The organism is Candidatus Latescibacterota bacterium, from assembly GCA_020633725.1.
In the GTDB taxonomy this organism is placed as follows: domain Bacteria; phylum Krumholzibacteriota; class Krumholzibacteriia; order JACNKJ01; family JACNKJ01; genus VGXI01.
In genome coordinates, this window is record JACKDC010000003.1 from 175911 (window position 1) to 197052 (window position 21142).

The 21142-nt window shown below is 71.3% G+C and carries 15 protein-coding genes and 1 riboswitch; of the genes, 7 read left to right on the top strand and 8 right to left on the bottom strand.

Annotated features, from left to right (window positions below; all coding sequences use genetic code 11):
* Positions 1-105 precede the first annotated feature (105 nt).
* Together H6693_08130 and H6693_08135 are read left to right on the top strand one after the other, a co-directional pair.
* Positions 106-1587 (top strand): hypothetical protein, encoded by a 1482-nt coding sequence (locus H6693_08130; protein MCB9516148.1) that lies wholly within the window; start codon positions 106-108, stop codon positions 1585-1587.
* A gap of 16 nt (positions 1588-1603) precedes the next feature.
* Complete coding sequence (locus tag H6693_08135; GenBank protein MCB9516149.1) at positions 1604-3076, top strand: hypothetical protein; 1473 nt, start codon at positions 1604-1606, stop codon at positions 3074-3076.
* On the opposite strand, the gene H6693_08140 is transcribed toward H6693_08135, so the two are convergent.
* The 4 genes from H6693_08140 to H6693_08155 all read right to left on the bottom strand — a co-directional run bounded on the left by H6693_08140 (position 3073) and on the right by H6693_08155 (position 6695).
* Entirely contained in the window at positions 3073-5718 is a 2646-nt protein-coding gene (locus H6693_08140; protein MCB9516150.1) for a serine/threonine protein kinase, read from the bottom strand. The genes H6693_08135 and H6693_08140 overlap by 4 nt on opposite strands.
* 69 nt (positions 5719-5787) lie before the next feature.
* Positions 5788-6051, bottom strand: coding sequence for a hypothetical protein (locus H6693_08145; protein ID MCB9516151.1), 264 nt, complete (start codon positions 6049-6051; stop codon positions 5788-5790).
* A 21-nt stretch (positions 6052-6072) separates the two neighbouring features.
* Positions 6073-6294, bottom strand: coding sequence for a helix-turn-helix transcriptional regulator (locus H6693_08150; protein ID MCB9516152.1), 222 nt, complete (start codon positions 6292-6294; stop codon positions 6073-6075).
* Entirely contained in the window at positions 6291-6695 is a 405-nt protein-coding gene (locus H6693_08155; GenBank protein MCB9516153.1) for a hypothetical protein, read from the bottom strand. The genes H6693_08150 and H6693_08155 overlap by 4 nt, the downstream gene beginning before the upstream one ends.
* 169 nt (positions 6696-6864) lie before the next feature.
* Between H6693_08155 and H6693_08160 the strand changes: the two genes are divergently transcribed.
* Positions 6865-7455, top strand: coding sequence for a hypothetical protein (locus H6693_08160; protein ID MCB9516154.1), 591 nt, complete (start codon positions 6865-6867; stop codon positions 7453-7455).
* Positions 7456-7533: 78 nt separating this feature from the next.
* Positions 7534-8274, top strand: coding sequence for an HAD-IB family hydrolase (locus H6693_08165; protein MCB9516155.1), 741 nt, complete (start codon positions 7534-7536; stop codon positions 8272-8274).
* Between the two features lie 60 nt (positions 8275-8334).
* Here the strand turns inward: H6693_08165 and H6693_08170 are convergent, their stop codons facing one another.
* The 3 genes from H6693_08170 to acs all read right to left on the bottom strand — a co-directional run bounded on the left by H6693_08170 (position 8335) and on the right by acs (position 14724).
* Positions 8335-10743, bottom strand: coding sequence for a hypothetical protein (locus H6693_08170; protein MCB9516156.1), 2409 nt, complete (start codon positions 10741-10743; stop codon positions 8335-8337).
* Positions 10744-10926: 183 nt separating this feature from the next.
* The gene (locus H6693_08175; GenBank protein ID MCB9516157.1) at positions 10927-12459 is read right to left on the bottom strand and encodes a T9SS type A sorting domain-containing protein; all 1533 of its coding nucleotides are present in this window, start codon (positions 12457-12459) and stop codon (positions 10927-10929) included.
* Positions 12460-12714: 255 nt separating this feature from the next.
* Entirely contained in the window at positions 12715-14724 is a 2010-nt protein-coding gene (gene acs, locus H6693_08180) for an acetate--CoA ligase (protein MCB9516158.1), read from the bottom strand.
* 215 nt (positions 14725-14939) lie between these two features.
* Between acs and H6693_08185 the strand changes: the two genes are divergently transcribed.
* From H6693_08185 to H6693_08195, 3 genes are read left to right on the top strand one after another with little or no spacing between them, the layout of a single operon-like run.
* Complete coding sequence (locus H6693_08185; protein MCB9516159.1) at positions 14940-15665, top strand: nucleotide-binding protein; 726 nt, start codon at positions 14940-14942, stop codon at positions 15663-15665.
* Between the two features lie 30 nt (positions 15666-15695).
* Positions 15696-16892 carry a hypothetical protein gene (locus H6693_08190; GenBank protein ID MCB9516160.1) on the top strand — a complete coding sequence of 399 codons (1197 nt, stop codon included), beginning with the start codon at positions 15696-15698 and terminating at the stop codon, positions 16890-16892.
* The gene (locus H6693_08195) at positions 16893-18278 is read left to right on the top strand and encodes a cation:proton antiporter (protein ID MCB9516161.1); all 1386 of its coding nucleotides are present in this window, start codon (positions 16893-16895) and stop codon (positions 18276-18278) included.
* Here the strand turns inward: H6693_08195 and H6693_08200 are convergent.
* On the bottom strand, positions 18275-20878 hold the full coding sequence (locus H6693_08200; GenBank protein MCB9516162.1) for a lamin tail domain-containing protein: 2604 nt from the start codon (positions 20876-20878) through the stop codon (positions 18275-18277). The two genes, H6693_08195 and H6693_08200, sit on opposite strands and share 4 nt — an antisense overlap.
* A 115-nt stretch (positions 20879-20993) precedes the next feature.
* A riboswitch (TPP riboswitch) is annotated at positions 20994-21084 on the top strand.
* The last annotated feature ends 58 nt before the right edge of the window (positions 21085-21142 follow it).

The following is a 21142-nucleotide window of genomic DNA, read 5'->3' on the forward strand; positions in this document are numbered from 1 at the left end:
GCTCCTCCGGATCGGGGTGGACCCAGTATACCGTGTCGCGACCGGCGCTGTCCCCTTCGAGACGGCTTTCGCGTGGCTCCCGGCAACCGCTCCCGGAGGTCACCGATGACGTTCCGCTCTCTCGCCGTCGCCGCCCTGCTCGCCCTGACGCCCCTGCCCGCCCGCGCGCTCCAGCCCGTGGACGACTTCGACGTGGGCGATTTCGACTTCTACGCCGCCGACGGCGCGCTCTGGGAGCAGGTCCACGTCCCCAACTACCTCTCCCACGCGATCTGGATGGAGCGCAGCGTGCTGCTCAACCCCGTGGGCGGACCGATCCGCGCGCGCACGCAGGCGGGGCCGTCGACCCACGACCGGGCGCTCTACGTGAACGGCGAGACGAGCACGTCGTCCTGCATCGTCGGCTGGGACTGGGGCGTGGCCTACGATCTGACGCTGGGCGGGACCCTGGATCGCGTCGAGCTCGACGTCATGGCTGCCGCCCCCGGCACGCGCATCGACCTGCGGCTCCAGGACGGCACCGACCTGTTCGGCTGGACCAAGTACGCCAGCGGCGGCCCGGAGACGATCGTCTGGGAGCTGGACCAGCTCACCGGCAGCACGGTGCAGCCCGAGGCCGCGACCGGCATGGGGCTGCAGATCTGGGCGTCGTCGGCCGCGACCATCGTCTCGGACTTCCGCTTCCACCGCAGCGGCGCGGGCGCGGTGAACTTCGTGCCGGTCTTCGTGGCCACGCAGGTGCCGCCCCTGCCGTCGCCGCCGCTCGCCTGGCAGGTCCGGGACCTCTTCAGCAGCCCGCTCTACCAGGCCGAGATCGTCATCGCCGACGCCGACGCCGGCTACACGCCCGTCGTCCTGGGCCAGTGGCAGCAGTGGCAGGCCCAGGGCGGCTGGCTGGGCGCCGCCGACTTCCGCTGGGATCCCTCCTCGCCGTGGGCCGACACGCAGCTCGCCTTGAGCTTCCGCTTCCAGGACATCGGGAGCATGAGCGCTGTCGCCTATCCGCCGGACCCCGTCCTCACGGCCGACGGCATCCTGCTGGAGTTCCCCGTCCGCGTGCGCCAGGACGGGCAGGTGATCGGCACGGCCCTGCAGCGCTACCAGTTCGACGTCCCGATCAATCAGGGCCTCCAGTTCGCGGAGGTCACCGGGCCGCGCTCGGGCCCGCTGACCGACTGGACGCAGGAGTTCGCCGTCAGCTTCCGCCTCGTGCGCACCGGCGACTTCTCCCACAACTTCCCCTTCCTCGGCATCACCTCGCTGACCGACTGGGCGCCGGGGCTGCTCACCGCCGCGCCGGCCGGCGAGCCGAGCGCCGATGACCTGCTGAGGCTCCACGCCGAGCCCGCGGTCACCCGCGCCGGCACCCGGGTGCTGGCCAGCCGACCCTTCGCCGCCGGGGCGACGCTGACGGTGCACGACGTCACCGGACGCCGCGTGGCGGACCTGCCGCTTTCCGCCGGCGCCGCGAGCGCCAGCTGGGACGGCCGCGACGCGGCGGGCCGGCCCACGGCCTCCGGCGTCTACTTCCTTCGTCTCACCGACGCACGCGGGACGGCCAGCGCCCGCGTGCTGCGCCTGCGCTAGCCCTCGGAGGTCACTCATGCTTCGCCGTCTCCACACCGTCGCCGTCGCGCTCACGCTCGCGCTGCCTCTGCAGGCCCACGCGCTGCAGCCGCTGGACGACTTCGACTCCGGTCCCTTCGACTACACCGCCGCCGACGGCTTCACCGCCCACGACGTCTACATCCCGAACTCCCCGTCCCACGCCATCGACGACACCCGCCGCGTCTACCTGGATCCCGTGGGCGGAACGGTGAGCGCGCGCACGGTCTACGCCGGTTCATCGTACGACCGCGCCCTCGACGTCGGCGTCGCGGGCGATGGCTACTGCACCCTGCAGTACCACTGGGGCTACCCGCTCGACCTCACGCTGGGCGGGCAGGTGGACCGCATCGAGCTGGAGATGCTCGGCTCGGCGCCCGGCGCGACGGTGCACCTGCACATCACCGACGCCGATCACCTGGGCTCCTGGGAGCTGACGACCACTGGCGGCGAGGAAACGCTGATCTGGGACTACGCGGACGTGGCCGGCAGCGGCGTGGATCTCGACGCTGTCACCGGCATCGCCCTGGAGTTCAGCCCGGCGCCGCAGCACTATCTCGTCGGGGCCTGCCGCTTCCACGCCAGCGGCTGGCACCCCGTCGACCTGGTGGAGGAGTTCGTCGCGACGCAGGTGCCCCCCTACCCCGGTCCGCCGCTCGGCTGGCAGGTCTGGGAGCAGTTCGGCCAGCCGCTGTATCTCACCGAGTTGATCATCGACGGGGCGGTCAGCGACTCAGGGCACCTGCCCACGCTTGCCGGCGAGTGGGAGCAGTGGCCGGCCGGCGGCGGCTGGGCCGGCGCCATCGCGCTCTACTGGGACCCCGCCGTACCCTGGACCAACACGGACTTCTCGCTGCGCTTCCGCTACAGCGCCGTGGACGCTCTCGTCCCCGAGGCCTATCCCCCGGATCCGATCCTCACCGCGGAAGGCGCGGTCCTGGACTATCCCCTGCGCCTCGGCGTCGAGGGCCAGGCCGCCGGTGTGTCGATGCAGCGGCTGCAGTTCGACATCCCTGGTGGACAGGGCCTGCAGCTCGAGGACATGACCGTCGTCCACGGCCGCAGCTGGACGCCGGAGTTCACCGTGAACTTTCGCCTCGGGCAGGGCGGGGACATCGACTTCTCCGCGCCCTTCCTGGTGATCGGCGCGCTTGCCGACTGGGAACCGGGCACGCTGACCGCGGTCCCCGACCCGGACGATCGCGCGCCCCGCTCTCTGCGCGCCATGCCCGCCGTGACGCGCGCGGGCACGGAGATCCTCCCGGCGCGACCCTTCGCCGCCGGCGCGCGGCTGACGGTGCACGACGTCACCGGACGCCGCGTCGCCACCCTGCCCACCCGCCCGGGCGCCGCGAGCGCCAGCTGGGACGGCCGCGACGCCGAGGGCCGGCCCACGGCCTCCGGCGTCTACTTCCTCCGCCTCACCGACGCGCGCGGAACGGCCAGCGCCCGCGTGCTGCGCCTGCGCTAGCGCGCGGCGCCGAGGGAGTCCAGGGCAGCGCGCAGCGTCGGGAGCTGCGCCTGCCCGCGCGCGTCGTCCGCGTTTTCGGGCAGCTCGAAGACGGCGATCGCGCTGCGGTAGAGCGCGGCGGCGGTGGACGTCTCGCCGATCAGCGCGCGATCCCTGGCCAGCTCGACCATCCGCCGGGCCACGATGGGCGACGAGTCCCCGAACGCGGTCGCGTAGATGCCGAGCGCCTGTTCGCGCAGCGCGGCGGCGTCGGCGTGGCGGCCCTGGACGTCGCGCAGGTCGGCCCGCGTTCTGAGGATGGCGCCATGGTAGACGCTCTCCAGCCCGAGCTGGCGTTCGGACATGGCCACGACCACGTCGCTGAGCGAGTCCGCCTTGGCCAGCCGGCCCGCGTCCGTGTAAGCGCCCACCAGGTTGTCGAGCACCCAGATCACGCGCGGGTGCTCCGCGTCCACGTTCGCGCGCCAGATCGCCACCGAGCGCAGGAACTGCGACTCCGCCTCGTCGAAGCGCCCGAGGCGGTCGTAGAGCTGCCCCAGCGCATTGTGGCGCTCGGCGAGATCCACGTTGCTCGAGTCGAAGGCCGCTTCGGCGACGGCCAGGCCGCGGGTCATGAGCGACTCGGCTTCGTCCAGCCGCCCCTGGCGCATGCGGACGTCCCCGAGATTCGTGAGGTAGGTCGACAGGCTCGGGTGCGTCGAGTCGCCCGCGGCGCGGTGGGTCTCGACGGCGCGCGTGAAGAGGACCGCCGCCTCGTCGAGGCGCCCCATCTGGGAGAGCGCGGCGCCCAGGTCGTTCGACGCCGACGCGATCCACTCCGGCTCGGGCCGCGGGTTCGCTTCGTGGATCTCGAGCACGGTGCCCATCGCGACCTCGGCCTCGGGGAAACGCCCCTGCTGGATCAGGGTGGCGCCGAGAACGCTCGTCGGCTCGGCCACCGACACGCTGCGCGGTCCTCGCGCCGCCGCGAAGATGCGGATGGCCTCACGCGCCGCGGCCTCGGCCTCGTCGAGCTCGCCACGGTCGCTGCGCAGCCCGGCCAGTTCGGTGAGCGCCTCGGCGTACTCGGGGCTCTCCGGGCCGAAGCGGTCGAGCCGACTCTCGACGGCCGATTCGATCATCCGCAGCGCGTCGTCGTAGCGGCCGAGCCAGCGGTAGGACGTGGACATGGTCAGCTGCAGCGACGAGCGCACGTCCGGCGCGCCCTTCAGCTCGCGCTCGATGCGCGCGGCGCCCGCGTCCAGCAGTTCGCGCGCGGTGACGTCGCGCCCGTGGGAGACCTCCGGGCTCGCCTCCTCGAAGAGTTCGCTGAGGAAACCCGTCACCCGGCGCAGGGTCTCGGCCTCGCGCGCCGACGCGGACTCGGCCGCCAGCGCGCGGCCCAGATTGCGCTCCGCGCGCGCGTAGAGCAGGCCGATCCAGACCGCGCCGGTCAGGATGGCCAGCACGATGAGGCTGGTGAGCGTGACGGCCAGCCGGTGCCGCTTGACGAACTTGCGCAGCCGGTAAGCGCGCGAGGCGGGCCGCGCCGAGACGGGCTCCGACGCCAGGTGCCGCTCGAGGTCGAGGCGCAACGCCTCGGACGAGGGGTAGCGCTCCGCGGGGTCCTTCTCCAGCGCGCGGGCGACGATGGTGTCCAGGTCGCCCTGCAGCCGCCGTCGCAGCGCGGCCGGCGCGCAGCTTCGCGCCGCGGCGGCGGGGTCGTCGTCCTCGACCGCGCGGCTCGGCGGCAGCGGCGTGTCCTCGAGCACCGCACGCAGCATGGCGGCGGGATCCGTCCGCCGCCCGTGGGGACGCTTGCCGCAGAGCAGCTCGTAGAGCAGCACGCCGAGGGCGTAGACGTCGGCGGCGATGTTGGTGGGCTCGCCGCGGAGCTGCTCGGGCGCCGCGAAGCCCGGCGTGAGGAAGCGCTGCTCGGCCACGGTGGACTCGGCGTCGCCCAGCAACTTCGCGATGCCGAAGTCGAGCAGCTTCACCACGCCGTCGGCGGTGACGAGCACGTTGCCCGGCTTGATGTCCCGGTGCACCACGAGATTGCGATGGGCGTAGCGGACGGCGCGGCAGACGGTGTCGAAGAGCGCGAGCCGTGCCTCGACGTCGAGGCGCTGGGCGTCGCAGTAGTCGGTGATGGGCTCGCCCTCCACCAGCTCCATGGCGAAGTAGGGCGCGCCGTCCTCGGTGACGCCCCCGTCGTGGAGCGTGGCGATGTTGGGATGCCTGAGCCGCGCCAGGATCTGCCGCTCGTGGCGAAGGCGGCGGGCGTTGTCCTCGCCCAGGCGCTCGGCGGGCAGCAGCTTGAGGGCCACGCGCTGCTCGTACTCGCCGTCCGCGCGCTCGGCCAGCAGGACCTCGCCCATGCCGCCGCGACCCAGCAGGCCCAGCACACGGTAGGGGCCGATGCGCCGTCCCGCCGGTGTCGTGGCCGCGGGGGCGTCGAGGATCGCGTCGGCCAGGGAGTCGAGGCCGTCGTCGAGGATGCCGCGGCGCGTGGCGGCGTCGGCGGCCAGCAGGCGCTCGAGCTCGGCGCGGAAGGCGGGGTCGTCCCCGGCGAGCGCGTCGAGGCGCGCCGGCCGGTCGGCGGCGGAGAGGTCGAGGAGCTCGTCCAGCGCCTGCTCCAGACGCTGCCAGCGCAGAGGGTCCACGGTCCACCTCGCGGGCCACGGGGTGGCAGGACTCTAGCGAAGGGCCGCCCAGGAGGTCAAACCGGCGGCTCAGTCCCTGATGTGGAGTCCCAGGACCTCGCCGTCCTCCCGGCGGATGCGCACCACCTTGAGCTCGCGCGCGGTCTGGAGGTTCGACATCTGGTCGGAGAGCAGCGTGCGACGTCCCGTGGGCAGGCCCACGGTCACCAGCCAGAACTCGCCCGTGGGGTCGAGCTCGATCTCCTCCAGGGTGATGGCCGCGTGGACTTCCGTGGGCAGGATCTCCTTCACGAACTCCGTGGCCAGCTTCGCCGCGTCCTTGATGTGCAGCATGGCAGTCCTCCGATGGAGTGGCTACGGCTCCCCGTCGCGCCAGGTGAAGACCTCCTCCACCCCCCGCTCGAAGCAGCGGGCGATGCGGAAAGCCAGCGCCAGACTGGGGCCGTAGCGGCCGGCCTCGAGGGCGAGGATCGTCTGGCGGGTGACGCCGCAGCGCGCGGCCAGCTCCTGCTGGGTCATCTCGCCGTGCTCGAAACGGAGCCGTCGGATGCAATTACCGATGGGCGGCGCGCTCATTCGGAGAGATCCCAGGCACGGGGGACGAGCACGAGGACCGCGAGCGCCCGGACGAGCAGCGCCGCGACCAGGGCGCCTTCGACGATCAGGGGCAGGACTTCGATGTCCACGGTGCCCTCCCCCGCCAGCCACTGCCGCGCCCAGAAGGCCGAGCAAAGCACGACCATCGTGAGGTAGGACGCGCCGAAGCCGAGGACCGTGGCCCGGCGCGCGACGTGCCGCTCGCGCTCGTCTCCGACCTCACCGCGAAAGAGCAGCGGCGTGAGCCCCACCGGGGCGAGCAGGGCGAAGGCCGCGAGCGCCACCTTCGGTCCAGCGGTTGCGAGAAAGATCAGGTAGGCGGCGACCGCGGCGAGGGTCACGACGAGCTGGTAGAGGGCTGACTTCTGCTGGATCGACATGGCGTCTCTCCTGAAGGGGTCTCAAGGCCGAGCGTGGCAGCGCAACTGAATGTATACTTTTTCATGCTCCATGTAAAGCATTTCTTTCGTTCGATGCGCTGCAGGGGCGGCGAGGTTCCCTCGCCGGGAGCTGGGATGTACCCTGGAGGCCCACAGGAGGGTGGCACCGATGAAGGAAATTTCTCAGCACGAGTTCTTCGTGAAGCTGGCCGTGGTGCTCATCCCGCTGGTTTACGCCTACCTGTGGATTCTCATCCGCGCCGCCATGCGCAGGGAGTACCTGTTGTCAGGGATCGCGCTCGAACGGATGGATATTGAGCGAGGAGCGAAGCCCGTGGCGGAGTTCCAGAGTTCCAACTGGGCGGTCAACGCGAACCAGGTCCGCGGATATTCCGCCACCACGGTGGCCGTCGTGATGCTCGTGGTGGCGTTCCTCCTCGAGAAGGACCTCTCCCCGTGGACGGACCGCTACCTCAAGCTGCTGGTGGTTATCGTCGGCGTCTCGAGCATCGCCTACACCTTCAGCCTGCAGTTCTGGAACTGTGCACTCGACCGCTGCCCCGAGCCCGCCTGGCTGCTGCGGCAACGGCGACGCGCCACGGTGCTCCAGGTTCTTGGCTGGCACGGGCTCTACCTCAGCGTCGCGCTCTGCGTCGCGCTCGCGGTGACCTGGTGCGGCCTGCTCCTCAGCCTGGGGGGTGCCGTCGGCCTGATCCTCACGGTCGAATCCAAGTCCCATCGCAGGGCGCCCGCGGGCTGACCGGCCAGGCCGCGCCACCCCGCGCGAGGTGTTCACCGCCGGCGCTGGTCTGGATCATGCTTGCCCTGAACGTGATTCGTGGCATTCCTGTGCGCGTGGACGCCTTCGTACTCCTGCTGGAGTCGTCCATCCCGGGATTCGTCCGCAAGGAGCACGACACTGCCTGAGTCGCTTCGCCGCCTGGCCCTCTTCGACCTCGACGGCACCCTGATCGCCGGCTCCTCCGAGCGCCGCTTCCTGCGCTGGCTGCTGGAGCAGGGCGAGCTCCGCCCGTGGCCCGTGCTGCGGGCGCTGGGGGTGGCGCTGTGGCGCCTGCCCCGGGGACGCACGGCCGCCTTCAAGGCCAACAAGGCCATCTACCGCGGGCAGCCCGCCGCCTGGATGGAGGAGCTCGCGGAGCGCTTCGTGGGCGAGGAGCTGCGCTGGCGGCTGCGGCAGCCGCTGCTGGACCGGCTGGAGGCGCACCGCGACGAGGGGCTCGAGATCGCGCTGCTGTCGGGGACGCCGGAGTTCCTGCTCGGTCCACTGGCGCGCGCGCTGGGGGTCGAGATCGCCGTCGGGACCCCGATGGCCAGGCTCCTGGGCAAGTTGACGGGAAGCCTCGCGGGACCCCATCCCTACGGCGCAGCCAAGGCCGAGATCGTCCGTGAGCGCTTCCCCGCCGAGGACTGGGACCTGGAGGCGTCCTACGCCTACGCCGACCACGCGAGCGACCTGGAGATGCTCGCGCTCTTCGGGCATCCGCACCTGGTGAACCCGTCGCGGCGGCTGCTGGCGCGCGCGAAGGGCGAGGGTCTGGACGTCGACCTGGTCGACTAGTGCAGCGCGAAGGGGCGCCGATCGGCTCCCCCTCGTCGTCCATGCCGTGGGAGACTCCGCCTACTTCAGCAAAGTCACGCGCTGGGACTCGCGGTGGCCATCCGCCTCGAAGCGTACGAGGTAGACTCCGCTCGGCAGCGCCTCGCCGCGATCCCCACGGCCGTCCCAGATCTGCAGGTGCCGGCCAGCGGGCCACTCCCCCTCGAGCAGTGAGCGCTGCAGGCGCCCCTGGGCATCGTAGACGCGCAACGACACGTGCGCCCGGGTCGCCAGGTCGAAGCGCAGCGTGGTCGCGGGGTTGAAGGGGTTGGGACTCGCGGGCTGCAGGCGGGTCAGTGCGGGAGTGGTGCCGTCGGTGGCGCCTGTCACGTCCTGCGGGCCGAGCAGCGCGAAGTCGCTCGGATTCGCGTGCACGTCCACGGCCGCCACCTTGTACCAGAGGCCTCCCTCGGCGGACCAGCCGGCGTCGAACCACGTCGTATCGGCCGGCGCGCCGAGCAGCGACGAGGCGTCGGCGGGGAAGTCGGGCTGCGTGCCGCGGTACACGGCGTAGTGCGACAGGTCCGCCTCGACATTGGGAGCCCAGGTCAGCGTCAGGCCCTGCGGCGAGTAGACGGCATCCCCCATCAGGTCGAGCGGCGCCGCGGGCGCGAGGTTGTCGACGGAGTGGCCCGTGGCCGTCGGCGAGATCCAGTAGGCGCTGCCCGTGCCGTGGGCGATCACCTGGAAGGCGTGCTCGGCCGGATCCGTGCCCGTCGAGTCGTACCAGGTGGGGACGGTACGGGCGTAGCCGGGCAGGCCGTAGGCGTCCACGACGTCGACGAGCTCCCAGTAGAGCTCGCGGTCGCCGCCTGGCTCGCTCCGGACCGGGGCCGCGTCCGGTGCGGGAGGTGCAAAGGTGCGCGCGAGCCAGTCGGCGTCTGGCTGCCGCGCGGCCGGCACGCCGGGCAGCGCGCGCCACAGGGAGTAGCGGTCGATCTCCTCGGCGGGCCAGGGATCGAGACGGCTAGCGTCCCAGGCGAGGATGAGCGCGCCGCCCTGATCGCCGGGGACGTCGGTCGCGGCGGCAATGGTGGCCGACGGGTAGCCCCAGTAGCCGTTGCGCTCGATGCGCTGGGCGGCGACGCCGCGGGCGGCCTGGCTGTAGTTGCTCCATGCGGCGAGCAGACCGCCGGCCCCGTCGCTCGTCAGGCCCGTAGAGAATGCAAGGCCGCCTTCGCGGGTCAAGGGAATGCCGTCCCAGTTCCAGCGGCGCTGGCCCAGCGAGTCGATGCGCTGCAGGTACAGATCATAGCTGCTGCCGGCACGCGAATCCCGGAAGACGATGATCGCGCCGCCGGTACCGTCTGCCACCAGGCCGGTGGTCACGCTCTGGACTGGCAGGTCGCAGACGGGAATCCCGTTGGCCGCGAAGACGGGGCTCATCAGGTAGGTCACGCGCTGGCAGTAGACGTCGTAGGTTCCGCTGCGCGGGTCGTCCCAGGCAACGATGGCGCCAGACTCGTCCGCGACGATCTGCGGTGGGCCCTGGTAGCCGGACTGGGTGCAGATGGCCGTTCCGTTGGTGGCTCCAAGGACGGCGCCGTCGCCGGTGACGCGGGCCGCGTAGATGTCATCGTTGCCGTTGCGGCTGTCCAGCCAGGCGGCGTACAGGCCGCCCTGTCCGTCGCTGCAGGCGACGGGGAGGTACTGCGTCGCGTTGCCGGTCGTCAGCTGGAGCGGGACGCCACCGAGCCAGTCGGCGCTGCCGGCGGCGTTCAGCGCGTGGACGACGATGTCACCGGAGAAGTCGAATTGCCCGTCTTCGTAGACGAAGAAGGCGCCACCCCCTGCGCGCGGGACGACGGAGACAAAGCGCTGGTCGCTCGACGCATCGCTCACGACCACACCGGAGATGGGCCATCCCAGTCCCCCGGGAAGCAGCTTCATCGCGGCGATGTCGGCGTCCTCGTAGGTGAAGTCGACGTAGACCCAGCTTGCCATCGCGCCGCCGTCGTCGGTGGCGACCAACGCCAGCTGATAGTGGTAGCCGTAGCTGCTGCCGAATCCCAGCCCGTCGGTGGGCCACAAGAGCGTGCCGTCCCCGCTCAGGTGCTGGCTGGTGATCCAGTACTCCCCGACGTCCTCGACCACCCAGGCGACGTAGGCCCCGCCCTCCCCGTCTGGAGCGAGCGAACACTCGACGATTTCCCAGTCGAGCGGCGCCGCGACCGTGATCCCCTCCACTGCCCAGAGGCGCTCGCCGTAGGCGTCGAGACGCTGCGCGAAGAGGTGGGACCGGCCGTCGCGAGCATCGAGCCACGCGACGATCATGCCGCCGGCTCCGTCGGGGGTCACCGAGACGCCGGTCTGCCAGCGCGGCGTGGGGTCGACGTCGAGCCCGTTCGGCTGCCAGGCGGCCCTGGCGCCCGGGGCGATGGCAAGAAGGCTGAGGGTACAGAGCACCACGCGAACACCGAAGCGCTCCATGGCGGTCTCCTGGGGCTGAGGGGGAAGGGACCGGCAATCCAGGCTGCGTCACCCGGATTATACCACCTGCCGCGGATCCGCTGATAGAGGGTCCGCTAGCTCGGTGAATCGGTCGCGGCGGCGGCAGGTCCCCGCATAGGGCGAGGCCCTGGACGTCAATTCGGTCGACGAGCTCGCCTCGCCTCAGCGCAGCAGCACCATGCGCTGCCGCGCGCTGTATCGCGGCGCTTCCATCCGCACGAAGTAGACGCCGCTGGCCGCCTCATGGCCGGCGTCGTTCTGCCCCCGCCAGTCCACGTGGTGATCTCCGGCGGGCAGCTCGGTATCGAGTAGCACGGCCACGCTACGGCCCGACGCGTCGTAGACGGTCAGTGCCACCTTGCCCGGAGCCGCCAGCGTGAACGCCAGCGTGACCTTGGGGTTGAAGGGGTTCGGGAAGGGGGCGGCCAGCGCCGTCGCCGCGGGGGGCGCGGGCGCGTCGGTGATCGTGCACCCTTCCCCGTAGGCGCCGATCTGCACGCCGCAGGCGTTGTTGGCGGGCAGGCAGGGGGACAGGCCGGCCACGCTGAAGTCGCCGGCGTCGACGTCGCAGAAGTAGGGATTGGCCTCGAAGTCTCCGTCGACACCGATGAGATCGGGGCAAGCCCCGCCGAACTGCGGCGCCCAGTTGTCCCAGAAGAGGCAGCAGTTCGCGTCGGGGATGCCGTCGGCGACGTCACAGTGGATCGCGTAGCCACTGGTCGTGCCGGCGAGGACGCAGTCCGTCAGCGTCACGGCGCCGGCGCCGTAGACGTCCAGGGTCCCGCCCTGGTACAGCCCCTCCTCGGGCTCCGCGCCGTTGCCGTGGAAGGTGCAGCGCAGGAACTCCGCGCCGCCGCCGCTGCAGCTCACGGCCCCGCCGCGGCCGGGACCGCTGCCGTAGACCGTGTGGACATGCTCGGCGAGGTTGTTCGCGAAGAGGCACTCCTCGAAGCTCGGGCTGTGGCCGGCCCCCAGGTAGATCGCTCCCCCCCAACCCGGCTTGTCGACGACGTCGTCGGTGGCGGCACTGGGGGCGACATTGTCGACGAATTGGCAGCGCGTGAAGGTGGCGTTGGAGCCGCCGTAGACGGCTCCGCCCCGACGGGCGTAGTTCGCTTCGAAGAGGACGTTCTCGAAGCTCGGCGCGCCGCCACCCTCGATGCACACGGCGCCGCCAGCGGCGGCTTCGTTGCTGCGGAACACGCAGTCGAACACCTGGGGCGCGCCGCCGAACGTGACGCGAAGACCAGCGCCGAAGGCGTCGTTGGGATAGCCGATATAGCCGTGATTGTCCTCGAACAGCAGCTCGCGCAGCGTCGGCGAACTGCCATCGCAGAGGATGGCGCCCCCGTAGTAGGAGACCTTCGCGCCGGTCAGGGTGAATCCCTGGACGAGTGTCCCGGGGCCCTCGCCTTGATCCAGGAGCATCAGCCGGTGGTTGCTCACGCTCCCGTCGAGAATCGTCTGTGCCGCCCCACCCTCGCCGATGAGGGCAACTGCGCGGCCATGGAAGTTCAGGTTGTCGTTGCCCGTACCGCTGTAGGTGCCGGGCGCTACCAGCACGGTGTCGCCAACGGCGCTGGCGTCCAGGCCGGCCTGGATCGTGGAATACTGACCCGGCACATGGAGTACAGCCGCCCCTGCCAGGACAGGGAAAAGCAGAATCACGAGGATGGACGTTGCGCGTCTGAACATGGGGACCTCCCGGCTGGTATCGGTTGCCTGCGTACCAGTGCGACCCTGAGACTGCGCGATGGGGAGGGAGGGGAGGCCAGGGCGAGTCTCGCCCAACAAGTATAGCAGGGGTCGGATCCGGGAGCCACGGAAAGCTGGGACGGGGCATTACGAGACGGGGGAGCCTGAAGCTCCCCCGTCTTCACGATACATCGATCCGGCGCATGTCCGGCTCGCGCGCCTTCGAAGCGGCGCGCGAGAGGACACACGCTCGCGTCACTTCATTTCCGCGATCAGGCTCTCCACCACGCTGGGGTCGGCCAGCGTCGAGACGTCCCCGATCTGATCCGGCGCGCCCTCGGCGATCTTGCGCAGGATGCGGCGCATGATCTTGCCCGAGCGGGTCTTCGGCAGGCCCGGCGCCCAGTGGATCACGTCCGGCGCGGCGATGGGACCGATCTCCTTGCGGACGTGCCCCACCAGCTCCTTCTTGAGCTCCTCCGTGTACTCCTCGCCCACGTTCAGGGTCACGTAGGCGTAGATGCCCTGGCCCTTGATCTCGTGCGGGAAGCCCACGACGGCGGCCTCGGCCACCTTGGGATGGCTGACGAGCGCGCTCTCCACCTCGGCCGTGCCCATGCGGTGGCCGGAGACGTTGATCACGTCGTCCACGCGTCCGGTGATCCAGTAGTAGCCGTCCTCGTCGCGGCGGCAGCCGTCACCGGTCATGTACATGCCCTTGTAGGCGGAGAAGTAGGTCTCGAAGAAGCGCTTGTGGTCGCCGTAGACCGTCCGCATCATGCCCGGCCAGGGGTGCTTGATGCAGAGGTTGCCCGCGCCGGCGCCCTGGATCTCCTTGCCCTCGGGGTCGACCAGCACGGGCTGGACGCCGAAGAAGGGCAGCGTGGCGCTGCCGGGCTTCAGGTCGATCGCGCCGGCCAGCGGAGTGATCAGGATGCCGCCGGTCTCGGTCTGCCACCACGTGTCAACTATCGGACAGCGTCTCTCACCGACGACCTCGTAGTACCAGCGCCAGGCCTCGGGGTTGATGGGCTCGCCCACCGTGCCCAGGATGCGCAGGCTGCTGCGGTCGTACTTCTTGGGCCACGAATCGCCCTCGCGCATGCAGGCGCGGATGGCGGTGGGCGCCGTGTAGAAGATCGTGACCTTGTACTTCTCCACGACCTGCCAGAAGCGGCCGAAGTCGGGATAGCTGGGCACGCCCTCGAACATGATCGTGTTCGCGCCGTTCGCCAGCGGGCCGTAGACGATGTAGCTGTGCCCGGTCACCCAGCCGATGTCCGCGGTGCACCAGTAGACGTCGTCGTCGTGGTAGTCGAAGACCAGCTCGTGGGTCAGCGAGGCGTAGACCAGATAGCCGCCCGTGGTGTGCAGCACGCCCTTGGGCTTGCCGGTGGAGCCGCTGGTGTAGAGGATGAAGAGCGGATCCTCGGCGTCCATCCACACGGGCGCGCAGTCGTCGCTGGCGGCGGCCATCTCGTCGTGCCACCACACGTCACGGCCGGACTTCATCGGCACGTCGGTGTTGGTGCGGTTGTAGACGATGCAGGTCTCGATGCTCGGGGTGCCCTTCATGGCGTCGTCGGCCGCGCCCTTCAGCGGGACGATCTTCGTGCCACGATAGCTGGCGTCGGTGGTGATCAGCACCTTGCAGGAGCTGTCGTTGATGCGGTCCTTCAGGCTGTCCGCGCTGAAGCCGCCGAAGACGATGCTGTGGATCGCGCCGATGCGCGTGCAGGCCAGCATGGCGATGGCCAGCTCGGGCACCATGGGCATGTAGATGCAGACGCGGTCGCCCTTGGTCACGCCCTTCGCCTTGAGCACGTTGGCGAACTTCTTCACCTCGGTGAGCAGGGTCGAGTAGGTGTACTTGCGCGCGTCGCCGTGCTCGCCTTCCCAGATGATCGAGGTCTTGTCGCCCCGGCCGGCCTCGACGTGGCGGTCGAGGCAGTTGTAGCTGACGTTGAGCTTGCCCCCGATGAACCACTTGATGTCGGGTGTGTCGAACTCCCACTGCAGGACCTTGTCCCACTTCTTGTGCCAGGTGATGCGCTCGGCGATCTCCCCCCAGAAGCCCTCGGGGTCCGCGACGGACTTCTTGTACATCGCCTCGTACTTCGCCTTGTCGATGAGCGCGTGCTCCCGCACCTTCGCCGGAACGGGATAGATCTTTTCGAGGGTCGTGTCTGCCACGGTTCCGCTCCTCCTGAATCCGGGGTTGAGCCAGCGGAGCCGTCGCCGTCCGAGGGCGGCGGGCGCGGGCATGTGCTGTGGCCGAGTTCGATAAGGGGACCGGCATGTCCAGTTACCGTTCCACGATACTATGGAAGGGGAGATAACGCCAGTGCCGGGACCCTGATTCCCGAGGGCCTCGCCAGATTCCCTGGCGCGAGGGCCCCCGCCTTGCTACTCTGCCCAGACACGCAACGGCGCCCCTTCGCCCGGCGCGCCCAACCTGCTGCCCGAACAGGAGATCCGAGATGCGACGCAGCCTCCTTCCCGCCCTCCGCAGCGCCCTGTCGCTGGGCCTTCTGGCTCTTGCCGTCACCGCCCTGGCCGCCAGCGGCGAGATCGCGGGCAAGGTCGTGGAGACCATGAACACCGACAGCTACACCTACGTCCACGTGAAGGGCGCCGGCGGCGAGGCCTGGGCCGCCGCCCCCCGCTTCGAGGTCAAGGTGGGCGACGAGGTGGCCTTCTCCACCGCCATGCCCATGAAGGATTTCAAGAGCGAGACGCTGAAGCGCACCTTCGACGTGGTCTACTTCACCGGCGAGATCCGCAAGCTGGACGGCAGCGCGCCCGCGCCCTCCCAGATGGCGAACCCCCAGGGCGGCGCCGCGGCCACGCCCAGGTCCCCGCACACCTCCGCGGCCGGCGGCGAGGCCGTGAAGGCCATCGCGCCGCCCAAGGGCGGCATGGCCATCGCCAGCCTGGTGTCCGCGCCTGGCGACTTCGCCGGCAAGCGCGTGACCGTCAAGGGCAAGGTGGTCAAGTTCAACGCGAACATCATGGGCAAGAACTGGCTGCACCTGCGCGACGGCTCCGCGTCCAACGGCGCCGACGACATCTGCATCACCAGCGCCGACGTCGCGAAGGTGGGCGACGTGGTGGTGGCCACCGGCGTCGTCAGCACGAACAAGGACTTCGGCTCCGGCTATCGCTACGACGTCATGATCGAAGAGGCCTCGATCGCCGCGCCCTAGCACGACACGTCAGCCCTCCGGGGGTCCCGCTTGAAGATCCTGCTGGCGCTGATTCTCTTCCTGCTCTTGGGACTCGGCGCCGCGCCTCGGATCCAGGGACGACTGCCTTTTTCTCGCCGCTTCATGCTCGTGGGCGGCGAGTTTCTGTTGCTGGGCTGGGCGCTGGGCGAGCAGGGCCTGGGCTTCCTCGACCGGTCGACGCTGGCCGACCTCGAACCGCTGCTCATCCTGGGGCTGGGCTGGATCGGCCTGCTGGTGGGCCTGCAGTTCGAGGGGACCTTGCTGCGCCGCTTCCCGGTCGCCTTCTACGGCGCGGCGCTGGGGCAGGGACTCGTCACGCTGGGCCTGCTGGCCGTCCCCCTCTACCTGCTGCTCGGGCACTTCTTCGGCGCGGGGCCGGGAACCGCCGGCGCCGCCCTCTTCCTGGCGGCGGCCGGATCCGACAGCAGCCAGCACGTCCTCACCCTCGCCCTGCGCGAGCGCCGGCGCACGCCCCACGTGCCCGACCACCTCTTCCGCTTCTGCGCCGAGGTGGACACGCTGATCCCCCTCGTGGCCATCGCGCTGCTCGCCGGTCTGCTGCACCAGCGCGCGCTCCTGGGGGCGGAGCAGGCGGACGCCCTGGCCGCCCTGCGCTGGCTCGGTCTCTCCACCCTGCTCGGCCTCGCCCTGGGCGTCCTGCTCACGCTGCTCCTCAAGGGCGCCAGGCGCCCCGACCACCACCTGCTGGCGCTGCTGGGCTTCCTCGCGCTGTCCGGCGGTCTCGCGCGGGTGCTCGGCCAGCCACCGCTCTACGTGAACTTCGTGGCCGGGGTGCTCACGGTGAACCTGCTCGGCCACCGCGACGACACCTGGCAACTCGCCGCGGCCAGCGAGCGCCCCTTCTACACGATCTTCCTGCTGCTGGTGGGCGCGGGCTGGCACCTGGGGTCGCGCTGGGCGCTGCCGCTCGGCCTCGCCTTCTTCCTGCTGCGCCTGGGGGGCAAGTTCGTCGGCATGGCCCTCGCCGGCCGGCTGGCCCTGGGCCGCGGCGTGCTGCCGGCGCGGGCGGGCCTCGCGCTCAGCGGACAGAGCGGCGTGTCGGTGGCGATGGTCGCGTCCTTCCTCTCCCTCGAACGCAGCACCCTGGCCGACGCCTCCACCACCGTGCTCCTCGTGGGCTTCCTGCTCTCGGCGCTGGCCGCGCCCTGGCTCACGCTGCGCGGTCTCTCCCGGGAGGGCGCCTGAATGCCGCGGCGGCTCGTGCTCATCGGACTGCTCGTGCTGCTGGCCTGGCTGGCCGAGCGCGCGCTGCTGCCGATGCAGAGCGCGTCGCTGGGGCGCGAGAGCGTCGCCCTGGGCTTCCTGCTGCTCAGCGCCTTCCTGCTGGGCGAGATGGCCCCGCCCCTGCGGCTTCCGCGCATCTCCGGCTACCTGCTCGCGGGCGTGCTCTTCGGGCCGGACGCCCTCGGCCTGGTGGGCGCCGACAGCCTCGAGCGCCTCAAGGTGATCGACAGCCTCGCCCTCACCTTCATCGCCCTCAGCGCCGGCGGCGAGCTGTCGCTGGGGGAGCTTCGGCGTGGTCGTCGCCTGCTGGGCTGGGGGCTCGCCACGCAGCTGACGCTGATCTTCCTCGTCAGCGGCCTGCTGGTGGTGGCCGCGAGTCCGCTCTTCGCCTTCACGCGCGACCTCGGCCCCGCCCAGCTCTGGGTGATGGCCGCGCTGCTGGGCGCCATCGCCACCGCGCGCTCGCCCGCCAGCGCCATCGCGATCATCAAGGAGACCAAGTCGCAGGGCCCCTTCACCGAGGCGGCGCTGGGACTGACGGTGGCCATGGACATCCTGTCGATCGTGCTCTTCGCCGTGGTGCTCAGCGTGGGCGGCGCGCTGCTCTCCGGCGGCCCGCTGGACCTGGCCACCCTGGGCGGCCTGCTGCTCGAGCTGGGCAGCAGCCTGGCCCTGGGCGCGCTGCTGGGCGCGGCGCTCGCGGCGTGGCTGCGCCGCGTGAGCAGCCACCACCTGATCACGCTCTTCCTGGTGGCGATCGTGGTCAGCGAGGCCAGCCACGCGCTGGCGCACTGGCTGGACGTGAGCGTCGGCGCCAGCTTCCACCTGGAGCCCATGCTCATCTGCATCGCGATGGGCTTCGTGGTGCGCAACTTCAGCGCGCACGGCCAGGGCGACGCCTTCCTCGAGGCCATCGAGCGCGGCGGCCTCACCGTCTACGCGCTCTTCTTCGCGCTGGCGGGCGCCGCCCTGGACCTGGGCAGCCTGCGCAGCACCTGGATGCTGGCGGTGCTGCTCGTCGCGATCCGTTTCGCGTCGATCCAGGGGAGCAGCTGGCTGGGCGCGCGCCTGGCGGGGGCGCCCGCGACCACGCGACGCAATCTGGGGCTGACCTTCGTCACCCAGGCCGGCGTGAGCCTCGGCCTGGCGCGGGCGCTGGCCGCGCGCTTCCCCGACTGGGGCCCGGCCGTGGCGACGCTCGCCGTGGCCTCGATCAGCCTCAACCAGCTGCTGGGGCCGGTGCTCTTCAAGCGCGCGCTGGACAACGTGGGCGAGGCCGGCGCGGCCGCGCAGCCCGCCCCGGCGCGGCCGCGGCGGCACGTCGCGCCGGCCAGGGTCGTCGACTAGGGCGCGCCCACGTCCTCGGTGACGCCCACCGCCCGCAGCCAGTCGTCCGTGAACGCCTCGGCCAGATAGCTGAACAGCGCCGGCGAGTCGATGGACAGGCCCAGCTCCCGGTTGTAGCGGTTGGCCGTCTCGCTGCCGTTGGCGCTGCCCACGTGGCACCAGTGCGCGCCGCCCGCGCGAACGAGGAGCATCTTGTTGTGGATGGGCGCGTCCCTCCCCGGACGGTCCCCGGGCAGCGTGCCGAGCGCCACCGTGAAGTCGAGCCCCTCCTCGGCCGCCAGCGCGTTGAAGCGATCGCGGGTGAGGCGGCTCTTCGCGCCGCCTTCGTCGCCACCCGCGCCGCTCAGCAGGATGCGCACGCGCGCCCCGCGCCGCGCAGCCTCCACGCAGGCGACGAGCCGCGGGTTGGGCGAGCGATTCTCGCCGTAGCCCCACCAGGCGCGCTCGTACTGCTGCTGCACCAGCACCAGGTCGCCCTGGCCGGCGGCGTTGATGTGCCCCAGATAGCCGCGGTCGGGCCGCAGCGCGTTGTCGGGCGACTGGCTCAGCTCGAAGCGCGCGCGCAGGCGCTCGCTGAAGGGCGCGGGCTGCACGGGCTGATAGCTGTCGCGATCCTCACCGGGACGCGGATCGCGCTCGTCGAGTCCCTCGCGCGGCACGTAGAGCACGACGTCCCGCTGCCGGTTCGGATCGAAGTCGGCCTCCCAGATGGCCACGGCCCGCTCCACGACGCAGGGCGCGTCGGTGATGAGCATCGCGCCCCGCGAGCCGCTGGTGCCGTTCGCCTTGTCGTCGTCCGGCACGCTGCTCTGCGTGAAGTTGTCGCTGCTCACCAGCACGCGCCGCCGATCGGCGATGACGAACTTCTGGTGGCAGTGGTTGTAGCGGTCGGGGATGTCCGCGTCCATGCCGGTGTGGCGGGGGTCGTCGCCGTTGCGCCAGAAGTAGACGTGCCCTCGCCCCGACGGATGCGCGCTGAGGCGGTGCGCGATGGCGCGGACCACGTCGTAGGTGCCGCCGCGGGCGCCGTAGACCTCGCCGTCGAGCAGGATCGTCACGCGCACGCCGCGCTCCATCGCGGCCACTAGCTCGTCGGCCAGGCCCGCGTGCGTGAACAGGTAGATCTCGATCTCGAGGGACTCGGTGGCCGAGCGCAGGAAGTCGCGCACGCCCTGGTAGCTGTTGTCCGGCGAGAGCAGCGCCGTGACCTCCGCCTCGCCCTCGCAGCGGGCCGTGTCGAGGAACAGGTCGCGGTCCCAGCCAGGGAAGGCGACGCTCAGGCCCAGGTCGGGGTCGTCGGGATCGGTGATCCAGTCGGCGGCGCTGTCCGTGTCCAGGCGCAGGCCGCGCTCGAGGCTGCGCTTGCGCCAGAGCACCTGCCCCTCCTCGGGCACGTAGTCGTTGAAGCGGAAGGGACCGGTGGCCGGCCCGGTCCAGCCCGGCTGCGCCTCCGCCCAGCCGGCCTCCCAGACCACCGCGTCCACCACGCGGCCGCGGTCGTCGAGCAGCAGCAGCTCGTCGCCGGCGTTGTCCAGCACCAGGGCGCTGTCGCCCGGCGTGGGCGCGCGGTCGAAGGACAGGTCCGGCGCGAAGCCGAACTCCCAGGTGAAGCGCTCGAAGCCGCGGGCCACGTGGATCCGTCCGCCCGCGGCGAGACTCGTCCCCGCGGGGAAGCGCCAGACGCCCTCGTTGTCGGTCACCGACCAGCCGTCCAGCGACTGTCGCCGGTCGCCCGTGTTGACCACCGCGAAGGACTCGCCCGCCTCGCCTTCGGTGACGCCCGCCGGGCCCACGGGGTCGTAGCAGATCTCGTCCAGCAGGAGATGCGCCCGCGGCGCCTTGCCCGGCAGGCCGCCCACCTTGCCCTCGCTGACGCGGCCGCGGAAGGCCAGCTCGCGATCGGGCGGGCGCACGCCCCGGGCGCCGCCCTCCTCGCGCAGCCAGTCCTCGGACGAGCGCGGGCGCAGGTTCCAGTGCTCGCCGCGCTGGGCCCAGATGCCGCGCAGGCCGGGCAGGCGCTCGCCCTCGCGCAGCGGTGGCTGGTTGCCGTCGTTCATCTCGACGCCCAGCGTGTCGCCGTCCTCGGTCACGCGGGCGAGCCAGGGCACGCCGTTGGGGTCGCGGAAGATCTCCGCCACGCTGAGCTCGGAGAGCTCCACCAGGCGGTTGCGCCAGCGCTCGGGCGCGGCCAGCAGCTCGGCCGCGGTGGCCGGCCAGCTGCGCTGCTGCTGCAGTCCAGCCTCCCGCAGGGGGAGGACGTCCGTGAGCGGGTCGTCCACGTCGAGGGCGGGGCCGTCGCGGTCGGCGGCGAGCCGACCGCGCAGCGCCACCAGATCGCCCAGTTCGGCCAGGTGCTCGCCGCTCTCCACCCGCAGGCCGGGCAGGTCGCGTCCCTCGGGATCGGCGAAATAGAGATCGCTGAAGAAGTCCCCCACCAGCACGCCGCGGAGGTCCAGCGGCGCCGCCGCGCCGAGGCTGTCGGCCTGCAGCAGGGTGACGAGCGCGGGCCAGTCCATCGGGGCCGAGGCCCGGGCGCCGGCGGCGCCGAGGCAGAGGGCGCCGAGCGCGAGGGCGCGGGCGAGCGTGAAGCGCGGGTGCATCGCAGACCTCCTGTGAGCGATGGCCAGGGCGGCACGACTCTAGCCTGCCGCACCCGCCACCACAAGTCCGGGGCGGCTTGACAGCCCGTCGACGGACTCCTAGGATGGGGTCGCAAGATTCCGTTGGGGGTGGCCACCGGCCTGAGATCAAACCCCTCGAACCTGATCCGGATCACACCGGCGTAGGGAAACGGGCGTTGATCGCATGCGCGGGGCGCCTTCGGGTGCCCCGTTTCGCGTCCGGGAGTCTTGTCGACGCCACGC